Below are 23,409 nucleotides of genomic sequence, written 5' to 3' on the forward strand. Positions count from 1 at the left end.
GAGGAGACTCCGGGAGGGGAGGACCGCACACGCGGCATCCGTCCTCTCCCCGCTGAATCTCTTCCCGCCCCGGGCGCTGCCGGGGCCACACGCACCGCACGGCCGTGACCGCCCGCGCCGCTCTCCCGCGGATCCGCCACGCCGATCCGCTCCCCGCCGCCGCCCCGCTCCCCGCGACCGCCGCGCCACCCGCCCGGATCGACTCGACGGTCGTCCCACCCGACCCGCTAGACTCGACGAAGAACCACAGCAACCTTTAACCCCGTCCCGTGAGGCGGAGAAGGGAGCGGCGGATGAATACGCGCACCGTCATGCACGATGCCGATATCGCCCGCGCTTTGACGCGCATATCGCACGAGATCCTGGAGTCCAACAAAGGACCGGAAGGACTCGTCCTCCTCGGGATCCCGACCCGCGGCGTCACCCTCGTGAATCGCATCGGCCCTCTCGTCAGCGAGTTCGGTGGTACTGCCGTCCCCGTCGGCTCTCTCGACGTGACGATGTACCGCGACGATCTGCACCGCAACCCGACGCGTGCTCCGCGCAAGACCGAGATCCCCGCCGGGGGCATCGACGGCAAGACCGTCGTCTTGATCGACGACGTCCTGTTCTCGGGTCGCAGCATCCGCGCCGCCCTCGACGCCCTGCAGGACATCGGCCGCCCGGCCGCCGTGCGCCTGGCGACGCTCATCGACCGCGGTCACCGCGAGCTGCCGATCCGCCCCGACTTCGTCGGGAAGAACCTCCCCAGCGCCCGTGACGAGCGCGTCAACGTGCGTCTCGCCGAGATCGACGGCATCGAGGAGGTGACGATCGAGTCATGAGGCATCTCCTCGACACCCAGCACCTCTCGCGGGCGGACGCCCTCGAGATCCTCGACGTCGCCGAAGACATGGCCGACACGCAGCGCCGCGAGGTCAAGAAGCTCCCGACCCTGCGCGGCAAGACCGTGGTCAACCTCTTCTTCGAGGACTCCACGCGCACACGCATCTCGTTCGAGGCCGCCGCCAAGCGGCTCTCCGCCGACGTGATCAACTTCTCGGCGAAGGGTTCGAGCGTCAGCAAGGGCGAATCGCTCCAAGACACCGCGCAGACCCTCCAGGCGATGGGGGCGGATGCCGTGGTCATCCGGCACGGGGCGTCCGGTGCCCCGCGGACCCTCGCGACCTCCGGCTGGATCAGCGCGGGCGTCGTCAACGCGGGCGACGGAACGCACGAGCACCCGACCCAGGCCCTGCTCGACGCCTTCACGATCCGCAAGCGCCTGTTCGGCGACGACAGCCGCGGCCGCGACCTCAGCGGCATCCGGGTGACGGTCGTCGGCGACGTGCTGCACTCGCGCGTCGCTCGCTCGAACGTCTGGCTGCTGCACACCCTGGGCGCCCACGTCACGCTGGTCGCGCCGCCGACGCTGGTTCCGCAGGACGTCAGCGGGTGGCCCGTCGAGATCGACTACGACCTCGATCACGCGATCGCGGCGGGGCCGGACGCGCTCATGATGCTCCGCATCCAGCTCGAGCGCATGTCTGCTGCGTATTTCCCGACTGAACGGGAGTATTCCCGCCGCTACGGTCTCGACGCCCGGCGCTTGGCGGCTCTGCCGGACGGTAGCATTGTGCTGCATCCCGGTCCCATGAACCGGGGTCTGGAGATCTCCGCCGAAGCCGCCGATTCACCTCGCTCGACGGTGCTCGAGCAGGTCACGAACGGTGTCTCCGTGCGGATGGCCGTTCTGTACCTGCTGCTGGCAGGCGAGCGGCCCCACACCGAGAAAGAGGACCTCCGATGAGCCACGCCACTCCCCAGACGCTTCTGGTGCGCGGCGCGCGCATCGAGGGTCAGGATGCCACCGACCTCCTCGTCCGCGACGGGGTCATCGCCGAGACCGGTTCCGCTCTGTCGCACGCGGGCGCCACGGTCGTCGACGCCGACGGGCTCGTCGCCCTCCCCGGCCTGGTCGACCTGCACGTGCACCTGCGCGAGCCCGGGTACGAGGCATCCGAGACGATCCTCACCGGGTCCCGTGCCGCCGCGGCCGGTGGCTTCACCACCGTCTTCGCCATGCCCAACACGTCGCCCGTCGCCGACACGGCGGGCGTGGTCGAGCAGGAACTCGCCCTCGGCGAGGCCGCCGGCTACGTGCACGTGCAGCCGATCGGCGCCGTGACCGTGGGGCAGAAGGGCGAGCGGCTCGCCGAGCTGGGCGCGATGGCCGACTCGCGCGCCCGCGTCCGCGTCTTCAGCGACGACGGCTTCTGCGTCTTCGACCCGCTGATCATGCGGCGAGCGCTGGAATACGTGAAGGCCTTCGACGGCGTCATCGCGCAGCACGCACAGGATCCGCGTCTGACCGAGGGCGCCCAGATGAACGAGGGTGCCGTCTCGGCCGAGCTCGGTCTCGCCGGCTGGCCCGCCGTCGCCGAGGAATCGATCATCGCTCGCGACGTCCTGCTGGCCGAGCACGTCGGTTCGCGGCTGCACGTCTGCCACCTCAGCACCGCGGGTTCGGTCGACATCATCCGCTGGGCCAAGAAGCGCGGCGTCAACGTGACCGCAGAGGTCACCCCGCACCACCTGCTGCTGACCGACGAGCTCGTGCGCGACTACGACGCCCGTTTCAAGGTCAACCCGCCACTGCGCCGAGAAGAAGACGTCCTCGCCGTGCGCGAGGGCCTGGCCGACGGCACGATCGACATCGTGGCCACCGACCACGCTCCGCACCCCACCGAGGTGAAGGCCTGCGAGTGGGCGGCGGCGGCCAACGGCATGGTCGGCCTCGAGAGCGCTCTGCGGGTCGTCCACCACGCCATGGTCGAGACGGGTCTGATGAGCTGGGCCGACGTGGCCCGCGTGATGTCGGCGACCCCCGCGCGCATCGGTCGCCTCGACGGCCACGGCACCCCGGTGGCCGCGGGACAGCCCGCCACTTTCACACTGTACGACCCGCGGCCCTCCCGCCCCTTCGGTGTCGGCGACCTCGCGGGTCGCAGCACCAACTCGCCCTACCTGGGCCGGGATCTGCCCGGAGACGTGCGCTGGACCGTGCGGGGCGGCATCCCGACCGTCGTCGACGGTGCCGTGCTCGACGCCCCCGGAGCGCTCTCGTGAGCCGTGAGGGCGCCCTCCTCGTCATGATCGGCGTGGCCGTCGTGCTGCTGGCCCTGCTCGCGTGGGCCTGGGTGCGACGAACGCGGCGCGATGCGCGCTACTCCGCCCCGGTGGGGGAGCTGCCCGCCAACGCCGTCGAGACGGCGGTGTTCTCGGGGCTCTACGTCGCCACGACCCGACACGACGAGCCGCTCGAGCGCCTCGCGATCAGGGGCCTCGGCTTCCGCTCCCGCGTCGACGTCACCGTCACGACCGCCGGCGTCGCCCTCGACCTGCAGGGCCAGCCCCGCATCGCGCTCACCCGCGACCGCCTCATCGACGCAGCTCAAGCCACGGTCGCCATCGACCGCGTTGTCGAGCGCGACGGCCTGACGCGCGTCAGCTGGCGCATCGACGACGACACGATCGTCGACACCTACCTCCGACCCCAGGATGCCTCGGCGAAAGCCCTCGCCGACGCCATTCGTCCCCTCATCCCCACGACAGGAAGCGACGCATGACCGCCCTGATCCCTTCCTCGCGCCTCACGCGAGACCCCGCCGTCCTCGTGCTCGAAGACGGCACCCGCTACACCGGCCGTGCCTACGGCGCGCGCGGCGAGACCCTCGGCGAGGTCGTCTTCGCCACCGGCATGACCGGCTACCAGGAGACGATCACCGACCCCTCGTACGCGGGCCAGATCGTGCTGCAGACCGCCCCCCACATCGGCAACACCGGGGTGAACGACGAAGACCCCGAGTCGCGGCGCATCTGGGTCGCCGGCTACGTCGTGCGCGATCCCTCGCGCATGGTGTCGAACTGGCGTGCCGACCGCTCGCTCGACGACGCGCTCGTCGAGGACGGGATCGTCGGCATCTCGGGCATCGACACCCGCGCCGTCACCCGCCGCATCCGCTCCTCGGGCAGCATGCGCGGCGGCGTCTTCTCGGGCGAGGCGGCGAGCCTGGATGCCGAGGAGCAGCTGCGACGTGTGCGCGAGGCCCCGAGCATGGCGGGCCGTAACCTCTCCGCCGAGGTCTCGGTGAGCGAGGTCGAGGTCACCCCGGCCACGGCCGAGCGCCTCGGCAACCTCGCCGTACTCGATCTCGGAGTGAAGCGCTCCACGGTCGTGAACCTGGCCGCCCGCGGGTTCGACGTGCACGTGTTCCCGCAGTCCGCCACGATCGAGCAGATCCGCGCGATCGAGCCGGTCGCGGCGTTCTACTCGAACGGCCCCGGTGACCCCGCGGCATCCGACCGGCACGTCGAGCTGCTGCGCGAGGTGCTGAGCGACGGACTACCGTTCTTCGGCATCTGCTTCGGCAACCAGCTGCTCGGCCGCGCCCTCGGCTTCGGCACCTACAAGCTGCCGTTCGGACACCGCGGCATCAACCAGCCCGTGCTCGACAAGACCACCGGCCGCGTCGAGATCACCTCGCAGAACCACGGCTTCGCCGTCGACGCCCCGCTCGACCAGGTCATCGACAGCCCGAACGGCTTCGGCCGCGTCGAGGTGAGCCACATCGGCCTCAACGACAACGTCGTGGAGGGTCTGCGCGCCCTCGACATCCCCGCGTTCAGCGTCCAGTACCACCCCGAGGCCGCCTCCGGCCCGCACGACGCAAACTACCTGTTCGACCGCTTCCGCGACATGGTGATCGCGAACCAGGAGACCAAGACCAATGCCTAAGCGCGACGACATCAACTCCGTCCTCGTCATCGGCTCCGGCCCGATCGTCATCGGTCAGGCCTGCGAGTTCGACTACTCCGGCACCCAGGCGTGCCGAGTGCTCCGCGAAGAGGGGGTGCGCGTCATCCTCGTCAACTCCAACCCGGCGACGATCATGACCGACCCCGACTTCGCCGACGCGACCTACATCGAGCCGATCACCCCCGAGGTCATCGAATCGATCATCGCCAAAGAGAAGCCGGATGCCGTGCTCCCCACGCTCGGCGGTCAGACCGCGTTGAACGCGGCGATCCAGCTGCACAAGCGCGGCATCCTCGAGAAGTACGACGTCGAGCTCATCGGCGCGGACTTCGACGCGATCAACAGAGGCGAGGACCGCCAGATCTTCAAGGAGCTCGTCATCGAGGCGGGCGCCGATGTCGCGGCATCCGTCATCTGCCATTCCATGGACGAGCTGCTCGCGGGTGCCGAGAAGCTCGGCTACCCCCTGGTGGTGCGTCCCTCCTTCACCATGGGCGGTCTCGGCTCGGGCTTCGCGTACGACGAGGCCGACCTCCGCCGCATCGGCGGCGCGGGCCTGCACGACTCGCCCACGAGCGAGGTGCTGCTCGAGGAGTCGATCCTCGGATGGAAGGAATACGAGCTCGAGCTCATGCGCGACACCGCCGACAACACGGTGGTCGTCTGCTCGATCGAGAACGTCGACCCGGTCGGCGTGCACACCGGCGACTCGATCACCGTGGCTCCCGCCCTCACGCTGACCGATCGCGAGTACCAGCGACTGCGCGACATCGGCATCGACATCATCCGCGCGGTCGGCGTCGACACCGGTGGCTGCAACATCCAGTTCGCGGTCGACCCGGCGAGCGGCCGCATCATCGTCATCGAGATGAACCCGCGCGTGTCGCGCTCGTCGGCGCTGGCATCGAAGGCCACGGGCTTCCCGATCGCCAAGATCGCCGCGAAGCTCGCGATCGGCTACCGCCTCGACGAGATCCCCAACGACATCACCAAGGTGACCCCGGCCAGCTTCGAGCCCACGCTCGACTACGTCGTGGTGAAGGTGCCGCGCTTCAACTTCGAGAAGTTCCCCGCCGCCGACACCACCCTCACCACCACCATGAAGTCGGTGGGCGAGGCCATGGCGATCGGCCGCAACTACACCACCGCCTTGCAGAAAGCCCTCCGTTCGCTCGAGAAGCGCGGCTCGAGCTTCCACTGGGGCGAGGAGTCGCGCTCGGTGGAGCAACTCCTCGAGATCGCGAAGACCCCGACCGACGGGCGCATCGTCGTGCTGCAGCAGGCGCTGCGCAAGGGCGCGACGGCCGAGCAGGCCTTCGACGCCACGGCCATCGACCCGTGGTTCATCGACCAGATGGTGCTCATCAACGAGGTCGCCGCCTTCATCGGCGAGGCTTCGGAACTGGATGCCGACACCCTCCGCGTCGCGAAGGAGCACGGTTTCAGCGACGCCCAGATCGCGCAGATCCGCGGGCTCGACGAAGCCGAGGTGCGCGAGATCCGTTACGCACTCGACGTGCGCCCGGTCTACAAGACCGTCGACACGTGCGCGGGGGAGTTCCCGGCTCTCACGCCGTACCACTACTCCTCGTACGACGCCGAGACCGAGGTCACGCCCTCCGAGCGCACCAAGGTCGTCATCATCGGCTCGGGCCCCAACCGCATCGGTCAGGGCGTCGAGTTCGACTACTCGTGCGTTCACGCCTCGTTCGCGCTGTCGGACGCCGGGTACGAGACGGTCATGGTCAACTGCAACCCCGAGACCGTGTCGACCGACTACGACACCTCCGACCGTCTGTACTTCGAGCCGCTGACGCTCGAGGACGTGCTCGAGGTGCTGCACGCCGAATCGCAGTCGGGGACCATCCTCGGCGTCGTGTGCCAGCTCGGCGGTCAGACGCCGCTGGGCCTGGCCAAGGGCATCGAGGCTGCGGGCTACACCATCCTCGGCACCAGCCCCGAGGCGATCGACCTCGCCGAGGAGCGCGAACTGTTCTCGCGCCTGCTCGACGACGCCGGTCTCGTGGCCCCGCGCAACGGCACCGCGATCGACGTCGAGGGCGCCGTGACCGTGGCCGAGGAGATCGGCTACCCCGTGCTGGTGCGCCCGAGCTTCGTGCTCGGCGGTCGCGGCATGGAGATCGTCTACTCGACGGAGGCCCTGCGCGACTACTTCGTCCGGGTCGCCGATCAGGCGATCATCGGCCCGGGTCTCCCGCTCCTCGTCGACCGCTTCCTCGACGACGCGATCGAGCTCGACGTCGACGCGCTGTTCGACGGCACCGACCTGTATGTCGGCGGTGTCATGGAGCACCTCGAGGAAGCCGGCATCCACTCCGGCGACTCCTCGTGCACGCTGCCGCCGGTCTCGCTCGGTCGCACAGAGGTCGACCGCGTCCGCGAAGCGACCCTCGCGATCGCGAAGGGCGTCGGTGTCCGCGGTCTGCTGAACGTGCAGTTCGCGATCTCGGCGGGGGTCCTCTACGTCATCGAGGCGAACCCGCGCGCGAGTCGCACCGTGCCGTTCGTGTCGAAGGCTCTCGGCATCCCTCTCGCGAAGGCCGCCAGCCGCATCATGGCCGGCAACACCGTCGCCGAGCTCATCGCCGAGGGTCTGCTGCCCGAGCAGGACGGCTCGCGCGTGCCGCTCGACGCTCCCGTCGCGGTCAAAGAGGCCGTGCTGCCGTTCAAGCGGTTCCGCACCGCCGACGGTCACACCGTCGACTCGGTGCTCGGGCCCGAGATGCGCTCGACCGGTGAGGTCATGGGCATCGACCGTGACTTCCCGACGGCGTTCGCGAAGTCGCAGGAAGCCGCCTACGGCGGGATGCCGACCTCCGGCACCGTCTTCATCTCGGTCGCCGACGCCGACAAGCGCGCAGTCATCCTGCCCGCCCACCGGCTGCAGGAGCTCGGCTTCGAGCTCGTCGCGACCGAGGGAACGGCGGAGATCCTGGCCCGCAACGGCATCCGCGTGAAGGTCGTCGAGAAGTACTCCGAAACGCAGGGCTCCGGTCAGCGCAACGTGGTCGACCTGATCAACGCCGGCGAGATCGACATGATCGTCAATACGCCTTCCGGCGGCACCGCCCGAGCCGACGGTTACGAGATCCGCGCGGCCGCCGTGGCGGCCGACAAGGCCCTGTTCACGACGATGGCCGTGCTCGGCGCCGCCGTGAGCGCCCTCGGCGCGATGAAGGACGGCTTCGGAGTGCGCAGCCTCCAGGAGTACGCCGTGGATCGCGCGGGGCGTCTGTGAGCGACACGTTCGGACAGCGCCTCAGCGCCGCCCTCGACCTGCACGGCGCCCTGTGCGTCGGCATCGACCCCCACGCCGCGCTGCTGTCGGCGTGGGGGCTGGATGCCACCGCCGAGGGCGCGCGCGCCTTCGGGCTGCGGGTGGTCGAGGCCGCCCGCGGCCGGGTCGGCGTGGTCAAGCCCCAGGTGGCGTTCTACGAGCGCTACGGTTCGCGCGGTTTCGCCGCGCTGGAGGACGTGATGGCGGCGGCCCGCGACGCGGGACTCCTCGTGATCGCCGACGCGAAGCGGGGTGACATCGGTACGACCATGGAAGGCTATGCCCACGCGTGGCTCGAGCCCGGCGCTCCCCTCGAAGCGGATGCCGTGACCCTGTCGCCCTACATGGGCGCCGACTCGTTGCGCGACACGCTGTCGCTCGCGGTGCACCACGGCAAGGGCGCGTTCGTGCTGACCGCGACGAGCAATCCCGAATCCCGCGCCCTGCAGAGCGCGATCGTCGACGACGCGCAGGCCGTGGGCGACCACGAGCACGTCGCCGCGCGCGTCGCGCACGATGTCAACCAGGCCAACATCGGCGCGCCCGGGGCCCTCGGCCCCGTGGGCGTCGTCGTCGGAGCCACGGTGGATCGTTCCGCCTTCGGTCTCGGAGACGTGGCCCTGGCGGGGATGCCCATCCTCGCCCCCGGTTTCGGGGCGCAGGGAGCGGCCCCGGCCGATCTGCGCCGCCTCTTCGGCTACGTCGCCAAGGCCGTCGTGGCCAACGAGAGCCGGAGCATCCTCGCGGTCGGACCCGACCGTCTCGCCGCCCGCATCGATGAGCGCGCCGCGCTCTACCGGGAGTCCCTGCATGGCTGAAACCCGTCGTCCACCCGAGGTCGATCGCGCCGCCGCCTCGCGCCGCGCGGTCGAGGCCCGTCGCGAGCGCGCCGCGCTCAAGCGCGACGTGTCGACCCGCGTCATCTCGCCGCAGGAGCTGCTGCGCCGGGGGCTCGCCGACCCGCTCTCCGCGGCCGGCGCGATGCGCGTGACCGAGTTCCTGACGGCGATCCCCGCGATCGGCGAGAGCAAACGCGATCGCATCCTCGCGTCGCTCTCGATCTCGCCGGTCAAGCGCCTCGGCGGGCTCGGCACGCGGCAACGGAATGCCCTGCGGGAGTACCTCGACACGCGTTGGCCCGAGCGCGCCCCGCGCGAGGGCCGCAGTCGCCTCGTCGTGCTCGCCGGCCCGACCGCGGTGGGCAAGGGCACGGTCGCTGCGCATGTCAAGGCGAACTACCCCCAGATCCACCTCTCGGTCTCTGCCACCACTCGCGCGCCCCGCCCGGGCGAGGTCGAGGGGGAGCACTACTACTTCGTCGACGACGCCGAGTTCGACCGTCTGATCGCCGAGGGGGAGCTGTTGGAGTGGGCCGTGGTTCACAACAAGAACCGCTACGGCACTCCGCGCGCGCCCATCGAGCGTGTCCTCGCCGAGGGCGGCACGGCGCTTCTCGAGATCGACCTGCAGGGTGCCCGCCAGGTGCGCGCGGCCGATCCTTCGGCGACCCTCGTCTTCCTGCTCCCGCCGAGTTGGGACGAACTCGTCCAGCGTCTCGTCGGGCGCGGGACCGAGGATGCCGAGGAGCGCGCCCGGCGCCTGCGCACAGCCCGTGTGGAACTGGCGGCGCAGAACGAGTTCGACTACCGCGTCGTGAACGAGAACGTCGCCTCGGCCGCCGCCGAGGTCGTCGCTCTCGCCGCGGCGCAGCAGTGAGCTCCGCGTCTCGTCGTCGGGGGCGGGTTCTGGCGCTCGGGGCGTGACACGTACGCCCCGATGCGCCGAATACGCCTCGAACCGAGACGACGAGACCCACCCGACACACCTCGGCACAGGCCGGGCCGGCGTCGGCTAGAATGATCAGATGCTTCGGCGCCCCGAGCGCCGCATCCACCCCATCCCGCCGAACCAGGAGGTTCCCCATGGCCGGACGTGACAAGGGCATCATCGACCCGCCCATCGACGCTCTGCTCGACAAGGTCGACTCGAAGTATCAGCTCGTCATCTACGCGTCCAAGCGCGCGCGTCAGATCAACGACTACTACTCCGACCTGCACGAGGGAAACCTCTTCGACAACGTGGGACCGCTGGTCGACTCCACCGTCGAAGACAAGCCCCTCACGATCGCGCTGCACGAGATCCACGAAGACAAGCTGCGTCTGCGCGCAGCGGAGTAATCCACAGCCTGCACACTCTCGTGATCTGTTCACAGATGTGACGATGCCCCGGGCGGCTCTGCGCCACCCGGGGCATACTTGTGCCCATCCCCGCCCCACACTTCTCCGGAGTCGTTTTGACCGACCTGCGCCTGTTCACGTCCGAGTCCGTCACCGAGGGTCACCCCGACAAGATCTGCGACCAGATCTCCGACAGCATCCTCGACGCCATCCTCACCGAGGACCCCACCGGTCGCGTGGCCGTCGAGACCCTCGTCACCACGGGGCTCGTGCACGTCGCGGGAGAGGTGTCGACCAGCGCCTACGTCGAGATCCCCGCGATCGTGCGCGATGTGGTCAACCGCATCGGGTACACCTCGAGCGACACCGGCTTCGACGGTGAATCGTGCGGCGTCTCGGTGTCGATCGGGGCGCAGTCCTCCGATATCGCCGCGGGCGTCAACAAGGCGTTCGAGCAGCGTGAGCGCGGCTCCGTCGATCCGCGCGACCTCCAGGGGGCCGGCGACCAGGGCATCATGTTCGGGTTCGCCACCAACGAGACGCCCCAGCTCATGCCCATGGCCGCCTGGACCGCCCACCGGATCGCGGAGCGTCTGGCATCCGTGCGCAAAGACGGGTCGCTGCCGTTCCTCCGCCCCGACGGCAAGACGCAGGTGACCCTCGGCTACGACGGCCTCGTGCCGCGCACGGTGGACTCCGTCGTGCTGTCGACGCAGCACCACCCCGACATCTCTCAAGAAGATCTGCGCGCCGAGGTGCAGGCCGCCGTCATCGACCCGGTGCTGGCCGAGACGGGCCTCGAGCTGCCCGACGTGAAGTACTACATCAACCCCGCCGGTCCGTTCGTCATCGGCGGGCCGAAGGGAGACGCGGGTCTCACGGGTCGCAAGATCATCATCGACACCTACGGCGGCGCCTCACGTCACGGCGGCGGCGCCTTCAGCGGCAAGGACCCGTCGAAGGTCGACCGTTCGGCCGCGTACGCCATGCGCTGGGTCGCGAAGAACGCGGTCGCCGCGGGCCTCGCCGACCGTCTCGAGGTGCAGATCGCCTACGCGATCGGCAAGGCCAACCCCGTGGGGCTGTACGTGGAGTCGTTCGGCACCGGTCACGTGGCCGACGAGGCCATCGTGCGCGCGATCCGCGAGGTCTTCGATCTGCGTCCCGCCGCGATCGTCGACCAGCTCGACCTGCTGCGCCCGATCTACGCCCAGACCGCGACGTACGGCCACTTCGGCCGTGAGCTGCCCGACTTCACGTGGGAGCGCACCGACCGCGTCGACGAGCTGCGTACCGCCGCCGGACTCTGAGAGTGCGTGGGGGAGTACGCCCCGGCACCGACGACCGCCGCCGCACCCGGGAAGTGAGCTCATGAGCGAGCGTCGCGTGGCGCGCGTGCAACTCGAATCGCCCGTCCCGCAGCTCGACCGGCTGTTCGACTACGCCGTCCCGCACCCGCTGGTCGCCGATATCGCCCCGGGGGTCCGGGTGAAGGTGCCCCTTCGCTCGGCCGGTCGCATGATGGACGCCTTCGTCATCGAGGTCGTCGCCGACGACGGCTCGGAGCGACCGCTCTCGTCGGTCGAGGCGGTCGTGTCGCCGATGCCCGTCCTGCCCGAGCGCCTGTACACACTGGCGCGGCGTGTAGCCGATCGCGCAGCAGGATCGATCAGCGACATCCTGCGTCTCGCGGTGCCCAAACGCATGGTCCGCGCCGAGAAGGCCTGGGCCGCAGCCCCCGCGCCCACCGCCCCCGAGGTCGTTCCCGCCGCACACGAACGCGCCGTCGCGCTCCTCGCCCCCTACGCGGGGCTCGCCGCCGCCCTCGACGCCGGCGAGAGGATCGCGATCGACGCCCCTCCGCACCCGCACGCGGAGCTGCCGCGCGGGGCGTGGGCGGATCTCCTCGCCGCCGCCGCCGTGCAGACGCTCGCCCGGGGGCGCAGTGCCGTGCTCGTCGTCCCCGACTATCGTGATCAAGCTCAGCTCCTGGCGGCGCTGGGCGAGATCGTGAGTGCGGATGCCATCGTGCGCGACGACTCCGACCAGTCCGGGCCCGCGCGTTACGCGCAGTACCTCCGTACCCTCGCGCCCGTGCCCTGCATCGTCGTCGGCCGTCGCTCAGCGGTCTACGCCCCCGCTCACGACACCGGTCTCGTCGCGGTCTGGGACGACGGGGACACGCTCCTGTCCGAACCCCTCGCCCCCGGAGTGCACGCGCGCGACGCGGCCCTGGTGCGTCAGGAGATCGAGGGTTCGGCGCTGCTCTTTGCCGGCCACACCCGGACCACCGACGTGCAGCGCCTCGTCGAGGTCGGCTACGTCCGGGAGATCCCCCAGACGCGGCGCCCGAGCCCGCGCGTGGTCCTCAGCGCCACGCGCGAAGGCGAGCAGCGGCAGTCGAGGGTGCCGTCGTCGGCATTCGCCGCCGCACGAGAGGCTCTGCAGCACGGTCCGGTGCTCGTGCAGGTCGCCCGTCCCGGCTATGCCCCCTCCCTCGTCTGCGCTGACTGCCGCCGCCCCGCGCGCTGCCCGCACTGCGCCGGCCCCCTGCGCGCGGCTCGTCCCGGAGCGACGCCGGTTTGCGCCTGGTGCGGCCGCAGCGCCCACGCCTGGGCGTGCGGACACTGCGGCTCGACGAAACTGCGCATGGCGTCGTCGGGCAGCGAGCGCACCGCCGACGAGCTCGGCCGCGCCTTCCCGAACACCCGGGTGATCGTCGCCGACGGCGCCCACCCCGTCACCGAGGTCGACGCCGCCCCCGCCCTCGTCATCGCCACGCGCGGCGCCGAACCCCTCGCCCGGGGCGGCTATCGTGCCGTGATCCTGCTCGACGGCGACCGCATGCTGCAGAACGAGGCCCTGCGCATCGGCGAGCACTGCCTCCGGTGGTGGTCGAACGCCGCCGCTCTGGCCGCTCCGGGAGCCCCCGTGCACCTCGTCGGAGTCGCCGGCCCCGTCGCACGAGCCCTCGCCACCTGGACGCAGTCCGCCTATGCTCGCGCCGAACTCATCGATCGCGCGCCGCTGCGCATGCCCCCGGCGGTGCGGGTCGCGAGCGTCGACGGACACGCCCGGAGCGTCGACGTGCTGCTGGAATCCCTGCGGGAGAGCGTCCCCGACCTCGACGCCCTCGCGGTCCTGGGTCCGGTCGACACGTCCACCGACCCCCATTCCTCCTCGTCGCGCGCCCTGGTGCGCTTCGACTACGCACACGGCCGGGCGGTGGCAGAGGCACTGCGGGCAGGTGTCATCACCGATGCCCTGCGCGCTCGTAAGTCGCGCAAAGATCGCGGCCCCCAACCGCGCAGTACGCTCAGAGTCCGCCTCGACATCCCCGAGCCCGACCTCTGAGCGCCGTGCCACCCCGTCCGTCCGCTCCCGAGAGTCTGAGGAGACCCATGCGCCTCGTCTTCGCCGGCACCCCCGCCGTCGCCGTCCCCTCTCTGCGTGCCCTGGCATCCGGCACACACGAGATCGCGGCCGTCGTCACCCGCAGCGACGCTCCGCTCGGACGCAAGCGCGTTCTCACCCCCTCGCCGGTCGCGCGGGCCGCCGAAGAACTCGACATCCCGCTCATCAAGGCCGACCGGCTCGACGCCGAGGTCACCTCCCGGATCGCGGCCCTCGAGCCGGAGCTCGGTGTGATCGTGGCCTACGGCGGTCTCGTCCGTGAGCCGCTGCTCTCGACGCCCGCGCACGGGTGGATCAACCTGCATTTCTCCCTGCTCCCGCGCTGGCGCGGCGCTGCCCCCGTGCAGCGCGCACTCATGGCCGGCGACGCGGTCACGGGAGCGAGCGTCTTTCAGCTGGTCGCCGCGCTCGACGCCGGAGACGTGTTCGCCGAGGAGCGCTACGACATCCCCGCCGGGGCGACCTCGGCCGATCTGCTCGACGCCCTCGCCGAGATCGGCGCTCCGCTTCTCGCGCGCGTCGTCGACGGCATCGCCGACGGCACCGCAGTCGCCGCTCCGCAGCAGGGCGAACCCACCCTCGCCCCCAAGCTCACGCTCGACGACGGCGCCCTCGATCTGACCCGGGATGCCGAGAGCCTCCTGCACCAGATCGCCGGGGTCACCCCCGAGCCCGGCGCGCACACCACGCTCGACGGCGCCCGGTTGAAGGTGCTGCGCGCCGCCCCCGCGGACGCTCCGCCGCTCCCGCCCGGCCGAGTCACGGCGTCCGCAAAAGACGTGCTCGTGGGCACGGGAACCACGCCCCTGCGGCTCGAGACGGTCCAGCCGGCCGGCAAGGGCGCGATGCCGGCCGGCGACTGGTTCCGCGGCCTGCGGTCGAGCGAGCCGGTGCTGGGCGCATGAACGTGCAGGGAGCACGTGCCGTCGCCTTCGACGTGTTGCGGGCGGTGTCGGAGGACGAGGCCTACGCCAATCTCCTCCTGCCGCACGCCATCGCGCGACAGCGGCTGGATGCCAAGGACGCGGGGCTCGCGACCGAGTTGACGTACGGCACTCTTCGTCGCCGCGGCACATACGACGCGATCATCGCGACCGCGGCCGACCGCTCGATCGACCGGATCGATCCCGCCGTGCTCGACGCCGTGCGCCTCGGCGTGCACCAGTTGCTGTCGACCCGCGTGGCGTCCCACGCCGCCGTGAACGAGTCCGTCGAGCTCGCTCGTCGCCACGGCGGCGGGAAGGGTGCTGCGGGCTTCGCGAACGCGGTGCTGCGTCGCGTCTCGCGCGACAACCCCGGCGAGTGGATGCAGCGCATCGCCACCGGCGCCCGCAGCGACGACGAGCGCATCGGGCTGACCACCTCGCACCCCGTGTGGATCGTGCGGGCGCTGCGTCGTGCCCTGACCGCCGAGGGCCGCGCCGACGAACTCGAGGGGCTGCTCGAGGCCGATAACGTCGCCCCGCGCGTCGCGATGATCGCCCTCCCGGGCCTCGCCGAGGTACCCGAAGACGCCACAGCGGCGAGATTCGCTCCGACCGCTTTCACCACGCGCGGGGGAGACCCCGAGGGTCTCATCCGTTCGTCGCAGGGTCGTATCCGTGTGCAGGACGAGGGCTCTCAGCTCGCGGCCCTCGCCCTCAGCCGCGCCCTACCGGTGCGAGAGGACGAGCGCTGGCTCGACCTGTGCGCGGGCCCGGGGGGCAAGACCGCGCTGCTCGCGGCCGAAGCCCTCGCGCACGGCGCACACCTCGACGCCAACGAGATCTCCCCGGCCCGGGCGGGGTTGGTGCGCCAGGCCGTGGCATCCGTTCCCCTCGACGTCGACGTCAGCGAAGAGGACGGGCGCGAGCGCGCGGCCCGAATGCCGGGGAGGTACGACCGCGTCCTCGTCGACGCCCCGTGCACGGGGATCGGCGCGCTGCGTCGCCGCCCCGAGGCCCGGTGGCGGAAGACCCCGGCCGATGTGCCCGACCTCACCGCCCTGCAGCAGGAACTCGTGCTCGCCGCGTTCGAGGCGCTGAAGCCCGGCGGAGTGGTCGCCTACGTCACCTGCTCCCCGCACCTGGCCGAGACGTCGGGCGTTCTGGCCGAAGTCAAGCGTGCGTTGGGCGACGCCGCCGAAGAGCTCGACGCCCGCGCCGTCGTCCGCGAGATCGCGCGCGACGAGATCGATCTGCCCGATCAGGCCGACGGATCGTTGCGTGCGCAGCTGTGGCCCCACCGGCACGGGACCGACGCGATGTCGATCGCTCTGCTCCGCAAGCGCTGAGGCCGAGTCTCCGCCCGCGCGGTCGCCGCGATTCTTCGCGCCACCGCCGGAAGGGGCAGACCTCTCCGACGCGCGACGCGAGGGCGACGACCCGCACGCCCATAATGGTCGGGTGCCTACCGACGCCCCGCGCATCAACCCGAGTATCCTCGCCGCCGACTTCGTGAACATGGAAGCCGAGCTCGCACGCATCGCGGGCGCCGACTTCGTGCACGTCGACGTGATGGACAACCATTTCGTGCCGAATCTGACCTTCGGCCCGCAGATGGTCGGACGCATTCAAGAGACGAGCCCCGTGCCGCTGGATGTGCACCTGATGATCGACGACCCCGACCGCTGGGCTCCGGCGTACGCCGAGCTGGGTGCGGCATCCGTCACCTTCCATCTCGAGGCCGCGGCGTCGCCCGTCGCCCTCGCCCGGCAGCTGCGCTCGATCGGCGCCCGAGCCGGAGTGGCGGTCAAGCCCGGGACGCCCGTCGAGAATCTCTTCGACTCGCTCAACGAGTTCGACCAGATCCTCGTCATGACGGTCGAGCCCGGATTCGGGGGCCAGTCCTTCATGCCCGAGACCATGCCCAAGCTCCGCACGCTCGCCGACGAGGCGAAACGGCGAGGCTCGAGCGTCTGGCTGCAGGTCGACGGCGGTATCGGCGAGTCGACGATCGCGCAGGCCGCCGAAGCCGGGGCGGACACCTTCGTCGCCGGCTCCGCGGTCTTCGGCGCCGACGACCCCGACCGCGCGATCCAGTCCCTGCGCGCCTCGGCCGCCCGCCACCGCCACTGACGGTCGGGGCCGCTCGGTCGCCCCGCCGTCTCCGGCCGCGGCTGCACCCCCCGCATAAACGCGATCCACGCGCATAAACGCGCTCTCCCCGCGTTTACGCGCGCGAATAGCGTTTATGCGTGCCCGAGAACCCGCTCCGGCTACATCCGGCGTCGTGCGTGTCCCTCCGCGCACCAGCCGGCACCCGCACCACCCGCATCCGGCACCCGGCCCCGCGGACCCCGCGCGCGCACCACCCGCACCGCGCACCCGCACCGGACGCACACGCACCCCGAACAACCCGCACGCATAAACGCGATCCACGCGCATAAACGCGCTCTCCCCGTGTTTACGCGCGCGCAGAGCGTTTATGCGCGCGCAGAGCGTTTATGCGTGAGAGCGCCGGATGCCGGGACCCGGGGGCTCCGCGGGCAGCCCCACCCCCGCCGACCCGATACCCTGGACAGGTGAAGACCTTCGACGACCTGTTCGCGGAACTCAGCGCCAAGGCCGTCGAGCGACCCGAGGGATCCGGCACCGTCGCGCAGCTCGACGCCGGCGTGCACGCGATCGGCAAGAAGATCGTCGAAGAGGCAGCCGAAGTGTGGATGGCCGCCGAGTACGAGTCCGACGCCGCCGCGGCCGAAGAGATCTCGCAGCTGCTCTACCACCTGCAGACGCTCATGCTCGCGAAGGGCCTGTCGCTCGAGGACGTCTACCGACATCTCTGAGCCGCGCTCTCGACCCCCAGCTCCCTTCGAAACGAAAGCCCCCGACATGCTGCGCATCGCCGTGCCGAACAAGGGGTCGCTCGCCGAGACCGCCGCCGAGATGCTCTCGGAGGCCGGATACACCGGACGACGCGACTCGAAAGACCTGTACACCGTCGACCCCGTCAACGAGGTCGAGTTCTTCTACCTCCGTCCGCGGGACATCGCGACCTACGTCGGCTCGGGCGCGCTCGATGTCGGCATCACCGGCCGCGACCTGCTGCTCGACGCCCGCATGCCCGGCGCCCGAGAGGTCGAGTCGCTCGGCTTCGCCGGCTCCACGTTCCGCTTCGCCGGCCGCCCCGGCCGCTTCACCGACGTGCAGGACCTCCAGGGCCTGCGCGTAGCGACCGCCTATCCGGGTCTGGTCGATGCGTTCCTCGACGAGCGCGGCATCGCCGTCGACATCGTCCCGCTCGATGGAGCCGTCGAGTCCGCCGTCCAGCTCGGAGTGGCGGATGCCGTGGCCGACGTCGTCTCGACCGGCACGACGCTGCGTCAGGCGGGGCTCGAGATCTTCGGGCCGGTGCTGCTCGAGAGCGACGCCGTCCTGATCTCGGGCCCGAACGAGGTCGAGGGAACCGAGACGCTCCTGCGGCGCCTGCGCGGTGTCCTGGCGGCGCGCAAGTACGTGCTGGTCGACTACGACCTGCCCGCGGACCTCGTCGACCAGGCGATCGCCGTGGCCCCGGGCCTGGAGTCGCCGACGATCTCGCCGCTGCGCGACCCCGAATGGGTCGCCGTGCGCGTCATGAGCCCGCGCCGCGACGTCAACCGCGTCATGGACGAGCTCTACGCGATCGGCGCACGCGCGATCCTCGTCACCGAGATCCTCGCCGCGAGGCTCTGATGACCCTCGCGCGTCGCGTGATCCCGTGCCTCGACGTCGCGGGCGGCCGCGTCGTGAAGGGCGTCAACTTCCTCGACCTTCGCGACATGGGCGACCCGGTCGAGCTCGCGAAGCTCTACTTCGACCAGGGCGCCGACGAGGTCACGTTCCTCGATGTCACCGCCACGGTCGACGAGCGCTCGACGACGTACGACGTCGTCCGCCGCACGGCCGAGCAGGTCTTCATCCCGCTGACGGTCGGCGGGGGAGTGCGCTCCGACGACGATGTCGCCCGCCTGCTCGCGGTCGGCGCCGACAAGATCGGCGTGAACTCGGCCGCGATCGCGCGCCCCGACCTCATCGGCGAGATCGCCGACCGCTTCGGCGCACAGGTCATCGTGCTCTCGCTCGACGTGAAGCGTTCGGCATCCACTCCCTCCGGTTTCGTGGTGACCACCCACGGCGGCCGCACCGAGACGACCCTCGACGCCCTCGAATGGGCGCGCGAGGCCGTCGAGCGCGGAGCGGGGGAACTGCTGGTCAACTCCATCGACGCCGACGGCACGAAGCAGGGCTTCGATCTCGAGCTGGTCCGTCTCATGCGCCAGGTCGCCGCCGTGCCGGTCATCGCCTCGGGGGGTGCGGGCGCGCTCGAGCACTTCGCCCCGGCGATCCAGGCCGGCGCGGACGCCGTGCTGGCGGCATCCGTGTTCCACTCCGGCCAGCTGAGCGTCGGACAGGTGAAGGACGCCATGGCGGCCGAAGGGATCGAGGTGCGCCGATGAGCGTCGACCGCGTGAAGTACGACGCCGACGGCCTTGTGGCCGCGGTGATCCAGCAGTTCGACTCGCGCGAGGTGCTGATGGTCGGGTGGATGGATGCCGAGGCCCTGAACCGCACGCTCACGACCGGCCGTGTGACATTCTGGTCGCGCTCGCGCGGGGAGTACTGGCGCAAGGGCGACACCTCGGGCCACATCCAGCTCGTCAAGGGCGCGCGCCTCGACTGCGACGGCGACACCCTGCTCATCGAGGTCGACCAGATCGGCGCCGCGTGCCACACGGGCGATCACACGTGCTTCGACGCCGACGACCTGCATCCGGTCGTGGGGGAGAGCTGATGCGTCGCGCCCGTTCGACGGCGGTGCTGGCGATGCTGCTGGCCGGAGCGATCGGTGTGATCGCCTCGACGCAGACCTGGATCGACGTCACCCTCGACGACGGCGCCCAGCAGACCCTGGCCGTACCGGGTGCCGAGGCGCTCCCGGTGCTCACCCCGTTGAGTCTGGCCGCGCTCGCTCTCGGCGCCGCCCTCTCGATCGTCGGGCCGGTGCTGCGTCACGTCTTCGGCGCTCTCGGTCTGCTGATCGCCGCCTTCGTCGGTATCGGCACCGCGCAGATCCTCCTCGCGACCCCGGTCTCGGCGACCGCGGCGACCGTCACCGACGCGACGGGCATCTCGGGAACGGATGCCGTGGCCTCCCTCGTGCGCGATCTCGCGCTGACGCCGTGGCCCGCCGTGACGTTGGTCGCTCAGATCGTCCTGCTCTCGGCATCCGTCTTCACCCTCGTCACCGCGCGCCGGTGGGCCTCCGGCGCGAGCCGCAAGTACCGGACCGCGGACGAGACGGGAGGCGACACCGGTCGACCGCACGACGCGATCGACTCCTGGGACGATCTCTCGCGCGGCGACGACCCCACCGCCTGAGCGCGGTGGGCGCATCGCCCGCCCGGCGAAGATCCCCCGATGAACGGGCGCTGCCCCGGTACACGCTCGCCGAGGGCGTTCGCGAGTGCAGCAACCGGTGACCGCAGGTCATCACGGCGGTCGGCACGGCCGACACTCCAGAACTCGCGACATCGAGACGACCGCGCCGGGACCGCACCCTCGCTTCGGTAGACTGATCCGACGCTTTCCCCCGCGCTCGCGCGCGACTGTAAGGAGCCCCATGAGCAACCCCATCGGCGACCCCGGCCACGGACACTCGCCCGCCGCCTGGACGGCCGTGATCATCATGCTCGTCGCGTTCACGCTCGGCACGCTGTTCTTCTGGCTCGACATGCCCGTCCTGGTGTGGGCCTCGGTGGGTCTGCTCCTTGTCGGCGCGATCGTCGGCTGGGCCATGACCAAGGCCGGTTACGGCGCGAACGGCGCGAAGTCCAACCCGAAGGCCCACTGATGGCACTGGCCGATCTCACGGCCGGGGCGGTAGAAGACGCCGAGGAACGTGCTCAGTCGCGGCCCCTCGCCGCGGTGGAGCGCGATGCCCTCGCGCAGACGCCCGCGCGAGACGCCCTGGCGATGCTCGCCCCCGCCGAGCGCGTGAAGATCATCGCGGAGGTCAAGCGCGCGAGCCCGTCTCGCGGCGACCTCGCGGCGATCCCCGACCCCGCACGTCAGGCCCGCCTGTACGAAGAAGGCGGAGCGTCGGCGATCTCGGTGCTCACGGAGCGGCGCAAGTTCAAAGGGAGCCTCGCCGACCTCGAGGCCGTCCGCTCGGCGGTGAGCGTGCCGGTGCTGCGCAAGGACTTCATCGCCACCCCGTACCAGGTGCTCGAAGCCCGCGCCTCCGGTGCCGACCTCGTGCTGCTCATCGTGGCGGCCCTCGATCAGAAGACGCTCACCGAGCTGTACGGTCTCGTCACCGACCTCGGCATGACCGCCCTCGTCGAGACGCACTCGGCGGAAGAACTCGAGCGCGCCTCACAGCTGGGGGCGAAGCTCATCGGTGTCAACGCCCGCAACCTCTCGACCTTCGAGCTCGATCGCGATCTCTTCGGCTCTCTCGCCGAGCGGTTCCCGGCCGATGCGATCAAGATCGCGGAGTCCGCCGTGCTCGCGCCCGCCGACGTCGCGCACTACCGCGCCGCGGGCGCGGACGTGGTCCTCGTGGGCGAAGCCCTCGTGACCGGCGACCCCGTCGCCACGCTCCGTGCGTTCCTCCAGGAGACGACATGACCACCGCTCCCACCCCCGACCTGCGCGACCAGAAGGGGCCGTTCTTCGGCGACTTCGGCGGCCGCTACATGCCCGAGTCGCTGATCGCGGCGATCGACGAGCTCACCGAGGTCTACGAGTCGGCCATGGCCGACCCGGAGTTCCACGCCGAGCTGAGCGCGCTCCTGCACGACTACGCGGGACGACCCTCGGTGCTCACGGAGGTGCCGCGTTTCGCCGAGCACGCCGGGGGAGCGCGCGTCTTCCTCAAGCGCGAAGACCTCAATCACACCGGCTCGCACAAGATCAACAACGTCCTCGGTCAGGCGCTGCTCACCAAGCGCCTCGGCAAGACGCGCGTGATCGCCGAGACCGGCGCGGGCCAGCACGGCGTCGCCACCGCGACCGCCGCGGCCCTGTTCGGCCTCGAGTGCGTCGTCTACATGGGCGAGGTCGACACCGAACGTCAGGCCCTCAACGTCGCGCGCATGCGCCTTCTCGGCGCCGAGGTGATTCCGGTGACCACCGGTTCGCGCACGCTGAAGGACGCGATCAACGAGGCCTATCGCGACTGGGTCGCCTCGGTCGAGACGACCAACTACATCTTCGGCACGGCCGCAGGCCCCCACCCCTTCCCGGCGATGGTCCGCGACTTCCAGAAGATCATCGGCGAAGAGACCCGCGCCGAGTTCCTCCAGCGCCTGGGTCGCCTTCCCGATGCAGTCTTCGCGTGCGTCGGCGGCGGCTCGAACGCGATCGGCATGTTCGAGGCGTTCCTCGACGACGAGGGCGTCGCGCTCTACGGCGTCGAGGCGGCCGGCGACGGCGTCGACACGCCTCAGCACGCCGCGTCGATCGAACGCGGTCGCCCGGGGGTCCTCCACGGCGCCCGCACGTATGTGCTGCAAGACGAAGACGGTCAGACCACGGAGTCGCATTCGATCTCGGCCGGTCTTGACTACCCCGGTGTCGGTCCCGAGCACGCGTGGCTCGCCGACATCGGTCGGGCTCAGTACATCCCCGCCACCGACGACGAGGCGATGCAGGCCCTCCGCCTGCTGTCCCGAACCGAGGGCATCATCCCCGCCATCGAGTCGGCCCACGCCCTCGCCGGAGCCCTGCGCATCGGTCGCGAGCTGGGTCCGGATGCCGTGATCGCCATCAACCTCTCGGGTCGCGGCGACAAGGACATGGACACCGCGGCGCGCTACTTCGACCTGTACGACGCGGAGCACGCGCCCGAAGGCCCCGAGGGCGCCCCGCAGACACGTGCGGCAGCGACCGTGGCATCCGCTCCCGGCTCGCCCGTCGACGTGGCCCCGGCTGCCGACGCCGCCAGCGGCGCAGGAGTCGAGCTGTGACCTCGCGTGTCTCCGCGGCCATCGAGGCCGCCCGGGCGGAGGGACGCGGCGCTTTCGTCGGGTACCTGCCCGCGGGCTTCCCCGACGTCGCCACGAGCATCGAGGCGGCCGTCGCGCTGGCCGAAGCCGGTGCCGACGTCATCGAACTCGGGCCGCCCTACAGCGATCCGGTGATGGACGGTCTGGTCATCCAGGAGGCAACGCAGACCGCGCTGTCCAACGGGTTCCGCATGGCCGATCTGTTCACCATCATCCGCGAGGTCACCGCGCGCACCCACGTGCCGATCCTCGTCATGACGTATTGGAACCTCGTCGAGCAGTACGGCGTCGACCGGTACGCCGACGAGCTCGTGGCGGCCGGGGGAGCGGGACTCATCACGCCCGACATCACTCCCGACGCCGGCGCCGTCTGGATCGCCGCGAGCGAGCGCACGGGCCTCGACCGCGTCTTCCTCGCCGCCCCGACCTCGTCGGACGAGCGACTGCAGATGATCGTCCAGGCGTCCACGGGCTTCGTGTACACGGTGTCGACCATGGGCATCACGGGGGAACGGGCGCAGCTGGATGCCGCGGCTCGGGGTCTCGTGGAGCGCCTGCGGTCGTTCGGGGCCGAGCACGCGTGCGTCGGCATCGGCATCTCGAACGCCGAGCAGGTCGCCGGTGTCGTCGAGTACGCCGACGGGGCGATCGTGGGTACCGCGCTGGTCAAGGCGCTTCGCGACGGCGGCGTCGAGGGCCTCTCGGACCTCGCGCGCGAGCTGTCTGCGGGCACTGCGCAGCGCGCCTAGAC

At 70.8% G+C, this 23,409-nt stretch carries 23 protein-coding genes; all 23 read left to right on the plus strand.

The features are described 5' to 3' along the window. Positions 1–293: 293 nt before the first annotated feature. The 23 genes from pyrR to trpA all read left to right on the plus strand — a co-directional run bounded on the left by pyrR (position 294) and on the right by trpA (position 23,407). Entirely contained in the window at positions 294–824 is a 531-nt protein-coding gene (pyrR, locus tag MTE01_RS07990) for a bifunctional pyr operon transcriptional regulator/uracil phosphoribosyltransferase PyrR (RefSeq protein WP_141376718.1), read from the plus strand. After that, positions 821–1,789, plus strand: a complete 969-nt coding sequence (locus tag MTE01_RS07995) for an aspartate carbamoyltransferase catalytic subunit (protein WP_141376720.1) — start codon at positions 821–823, stop codon at positions 1,787–1,789. The genes pyrR and MTE01_RS07995 overlap by 4 nt, the downstream gene beginning before the upstream one ends. Continuing rightward, complete coding sequence (locus MTE01_RS08000) at positions 1,786–3,108, plus strand: dihydroorotase (protein WP_141376722.1); 1,323 nt, start codon at positions 1,786–1,788, stop codon at positions 3,106–3,108. The genes MTE01_RS07995 and MTE01_RS08000 overlap by 4 nt, the downstream gene beginning before the upstream one ends. Beyond that, entirely contained in the window at positions 3,105–3,608 is a 504-nt protein-coding gene (locus MTE01_RS08005) for a PH-like domain-containing protein (protein WP_103209557.1), read from the plus strand. Before MTE01_RS08000 ends, MTE01_RS08005 begins: the two co-directional genes overlap by 4 nt. Next, positions 3,605–4,777 carry a glutamine-hydrolyzing carbamoyl-phosphate synthase small subunit gene (gene carA, locus MTE01_RS08010; protein ID WP_103209559.1) on the plus strand — a complete coding sequence of 391 codons (1,173 nt, stop codon included), beginning with the start codon at positions 3,605–3,607 and terminating at the stop codon, positions 4,775–4,777. Before MTE01_RS08005 ends, carA begins: the two co-directional genes overlap by 4 nt. Next, positions 4,770–8,057, plus strand: a complete 3,288-nt coding sequence (gene carB / locus MTE01_RS08015) for a carbamoyl-phosphate synthase large subunit (protein WP_141376724.1) — start codon at positions 4,770–4,772, stop codon at positions 8,055–8,057. The genes carA and carB overlap by 8 nt, the downstream gene beginning before the upstream one ends. Further along, positions 8,054–8,914 carry an orotidine-5'-phosphate decarboxylase gene (pyrF, locus tag MTE01_RS08020; protein WP_141376726.1) on the plus strand — a complete coding sequence of 287 codons (861 nt, stop codon included), beginning with the start codon at positions 8,054–8,056 and terminating at the stop codon, positions 8,912–8,914. The genes carB and pyrF overlap by 4 nt, the downstream gene beginning before the upstream one ends. After that, positions 8,907–9,812 (plus strand): guanylate kinase, encoded by a 906-nt coding sequence (gene gmk / locus MTE01_RS08025; protein ID WP_141376728.1) that lies wholly within the window; start codon positions 8,907–8,909, stop codon positions 9,810–9,812. The genes pyrF and gmk overlap by 8 nt, the downstream gene beginning before the upstream one ends. 206 nt (positions 9,813–10,018) lie before the next feature. After that, a complete protein-coding gene (gene rpoZ, locus MTE01_RS08030) occupies positions 10,019–10,273 on the plus strand; it encodes a DNA-directed RNA polymerase subunit omega (protein ID WP_055837405.1) in 255 nt (84 codons plus the stop codon). A 116-nt stretch (positions 10,274–10,389) separates the two neighbouring features. Then, complete coding sequence (gene metK / locus MTE01_RS08035; protein WP_141376731.1) at positions 10,390–11,583, plus strand: methionine adenosyltransferase; 1,194 nt, start codon at positions 10,390–10,392, stop codon at positions 11,581–11,583. A 61-nt stretch (positions 11,584–11,644) separates the two neighbouring features. Next, the gene (locus MTE01_RS08040) at positions 11,645–13,627 is read left to right on the plus strand and encodes a primosomal protein N' family DNA-binding protein (RefSeq protein ID WP_103209573.1); all 1,983 of its coding nucleotides are present in this window, start codon (positions 11,645–11,647) and stop codon (positions 13,625–13,627) included. Between the two features lie 47 nt (positions 13,628–13,674). Beyond that, a complete protein-coding gene (gene fmt / locus MTE01_RS08045; RefSeq protein ID WP_141376733.1) occupies positions 13,675–14,592 on the plus strand; it encodes a methionyl-tRNA formyltransferase in 918 nt (305 codons plus the stop codon). Beyond that, on the plus strand, positions 14,589–15,959 hold the full coding sequence (locus MTE01_RS08050; protein WP_174799666.1) for an RsmB/NOP family class I SAM-dependent RNA methyltransferase: 1,371 nt from the start codon (positions 14,589–14,591) through the stop codon (positions 15,957–15,959). Before fmt ends, MTE01_RS08050 begins: the two co-directional genes overlap by 4 nt. A gap of 112 nt (positions 15,960–16,071) precedes the next feature. Further along, complete coding sequence (gene rpe, locus MTE01_RS08055) at positions 16,072–16,743, plus strand: ribulose-phosphate 3-epimerase (protein ID WP_141376735.1); 672 nt, start codon at positions 16,072–16,074, stop codon at positions 16,741–16,743. A gap of 446 nt (positions 16,744–17,189) precedes the next feature. Beyond that, the gene (locus tag MTE01_RS08060; protein ID WP_055837422.1) at positions 17,190–17,453 is read left to right on the plus strand and encodes a phosphoribosyl-ATP diphosphatase; all 264 of its coding nucleotides are present in this window, start codon (positions 17,190–17,192) and stop codon (positions 17,451–17,453) included. Between the two features lie 46 nt (positions 17,454–17,499). Next, entirely contained in the window at positions 17,500–18,342 is an 843-nt protein-coding gene (gene hisG / locus MTE01_RS08065; protein ID WP_103209578.1) for an ATP phosphoribosyltransferase, read from the plus strand. Beyond that, a complete protein-coding gene (hisF, locus tag MTE01_RS08070; protein ID WP_103209580.1) occupies positions 18,342–19,106 on the plus strand; it encodes an imidazole glycerol phosphate synthase subunit HisF in 765 nt (254 codons plus the stop codon). Before hisG ends, hisF begins: the two co-directional genes overlap by 1 nt. After that, a complete protein-coding gene (hisI, locus tag MTE01_RS08075) occupies positions 19,103–19,441 on the plus strand; it encodes a phosphoribosyl-AMP cyclohydrolase (RefSeq protein WP_103209583.1) in 339 nt (112 codons plus the stop codon). Before hisF ends, hisI begins: the two co-directional genes overlap by 4 nt. Continuing rightward, positions 19,441–20,028 (plus strand): Trp biosynthesis-associated membrane protein, encoded by a 588-nt coding sequence (locus MTE01_RS08080; protein ID WP_141376737.1) that lies wholly within the window; start codon positions 19,441–19,443, stop codon positions 20,026–20,028. Before hisI ends, MTE01_RS08080 begins: the two co-directional genes overlap by 1 nt. Before the next feature lie 241 nt (positions 20,029–20,269). Then, complete coding sequence (locus MTE01_RS08085) at positions 20,270–20,500, plus strand: DUF6704 family protein (protein ID WP_103209588.1); 231 nt, start codon at positions 20,270–20,272, stop codon at positions 20,498–20,500. Further along, complete coding sequence (gene trpC, locus MTE01_RS08090) at positions 20,500–21,279, plus strand: indole-3-glycerol phosphate synthase TrpC (RefSeq protein ID WP_141376739.1); 780 nt, start codon at positions 20,500–20,502, stop codon at positions 21,277–21,279. The genes MTE01_RS08085 and trpC overlap by 1 nt, the downstream gene beginning before the upstream one ends. After that, a complete protein-coding gene (gene trpB / locus MTE01_RS08095; protein ID WP_141376740.1) occupies positions 21,276–22,619 on the plus strand; it encodes a tryptophan synthase subunit beta in 1,344 nt (447 codons plus the stop codon). Before trpC ends, trpB begins: the two co-directional genes overlap by 4 nt. Further along, positions 22,616–23,407, plus strand: a complete 792-nt coding sequence (trpA, locus tag MTE01_RS08100) for a tryptophan synthase subunit alpha (protein WP_141376742.1) — start codon at positions 22,616–22,618, stop codon at positions 23,405–23,407. The genes trpB and trpA overlap by 4 nt, the downstream gene beginning before the upstream one ends. Positions 23,408–23,409 lie beyond the last annotated feature (2 nt).

The sequence above is a fragment of the Microbacterium testaceum genome, assembly GCF_006539145.1.
Classification (GTDB): domain Bacteria; phylum Actinomycetota; class Actinomycetes; order Actinomycetales; family Microbacteriaceae; genus Microbacterium; species Microbacterium testaceum.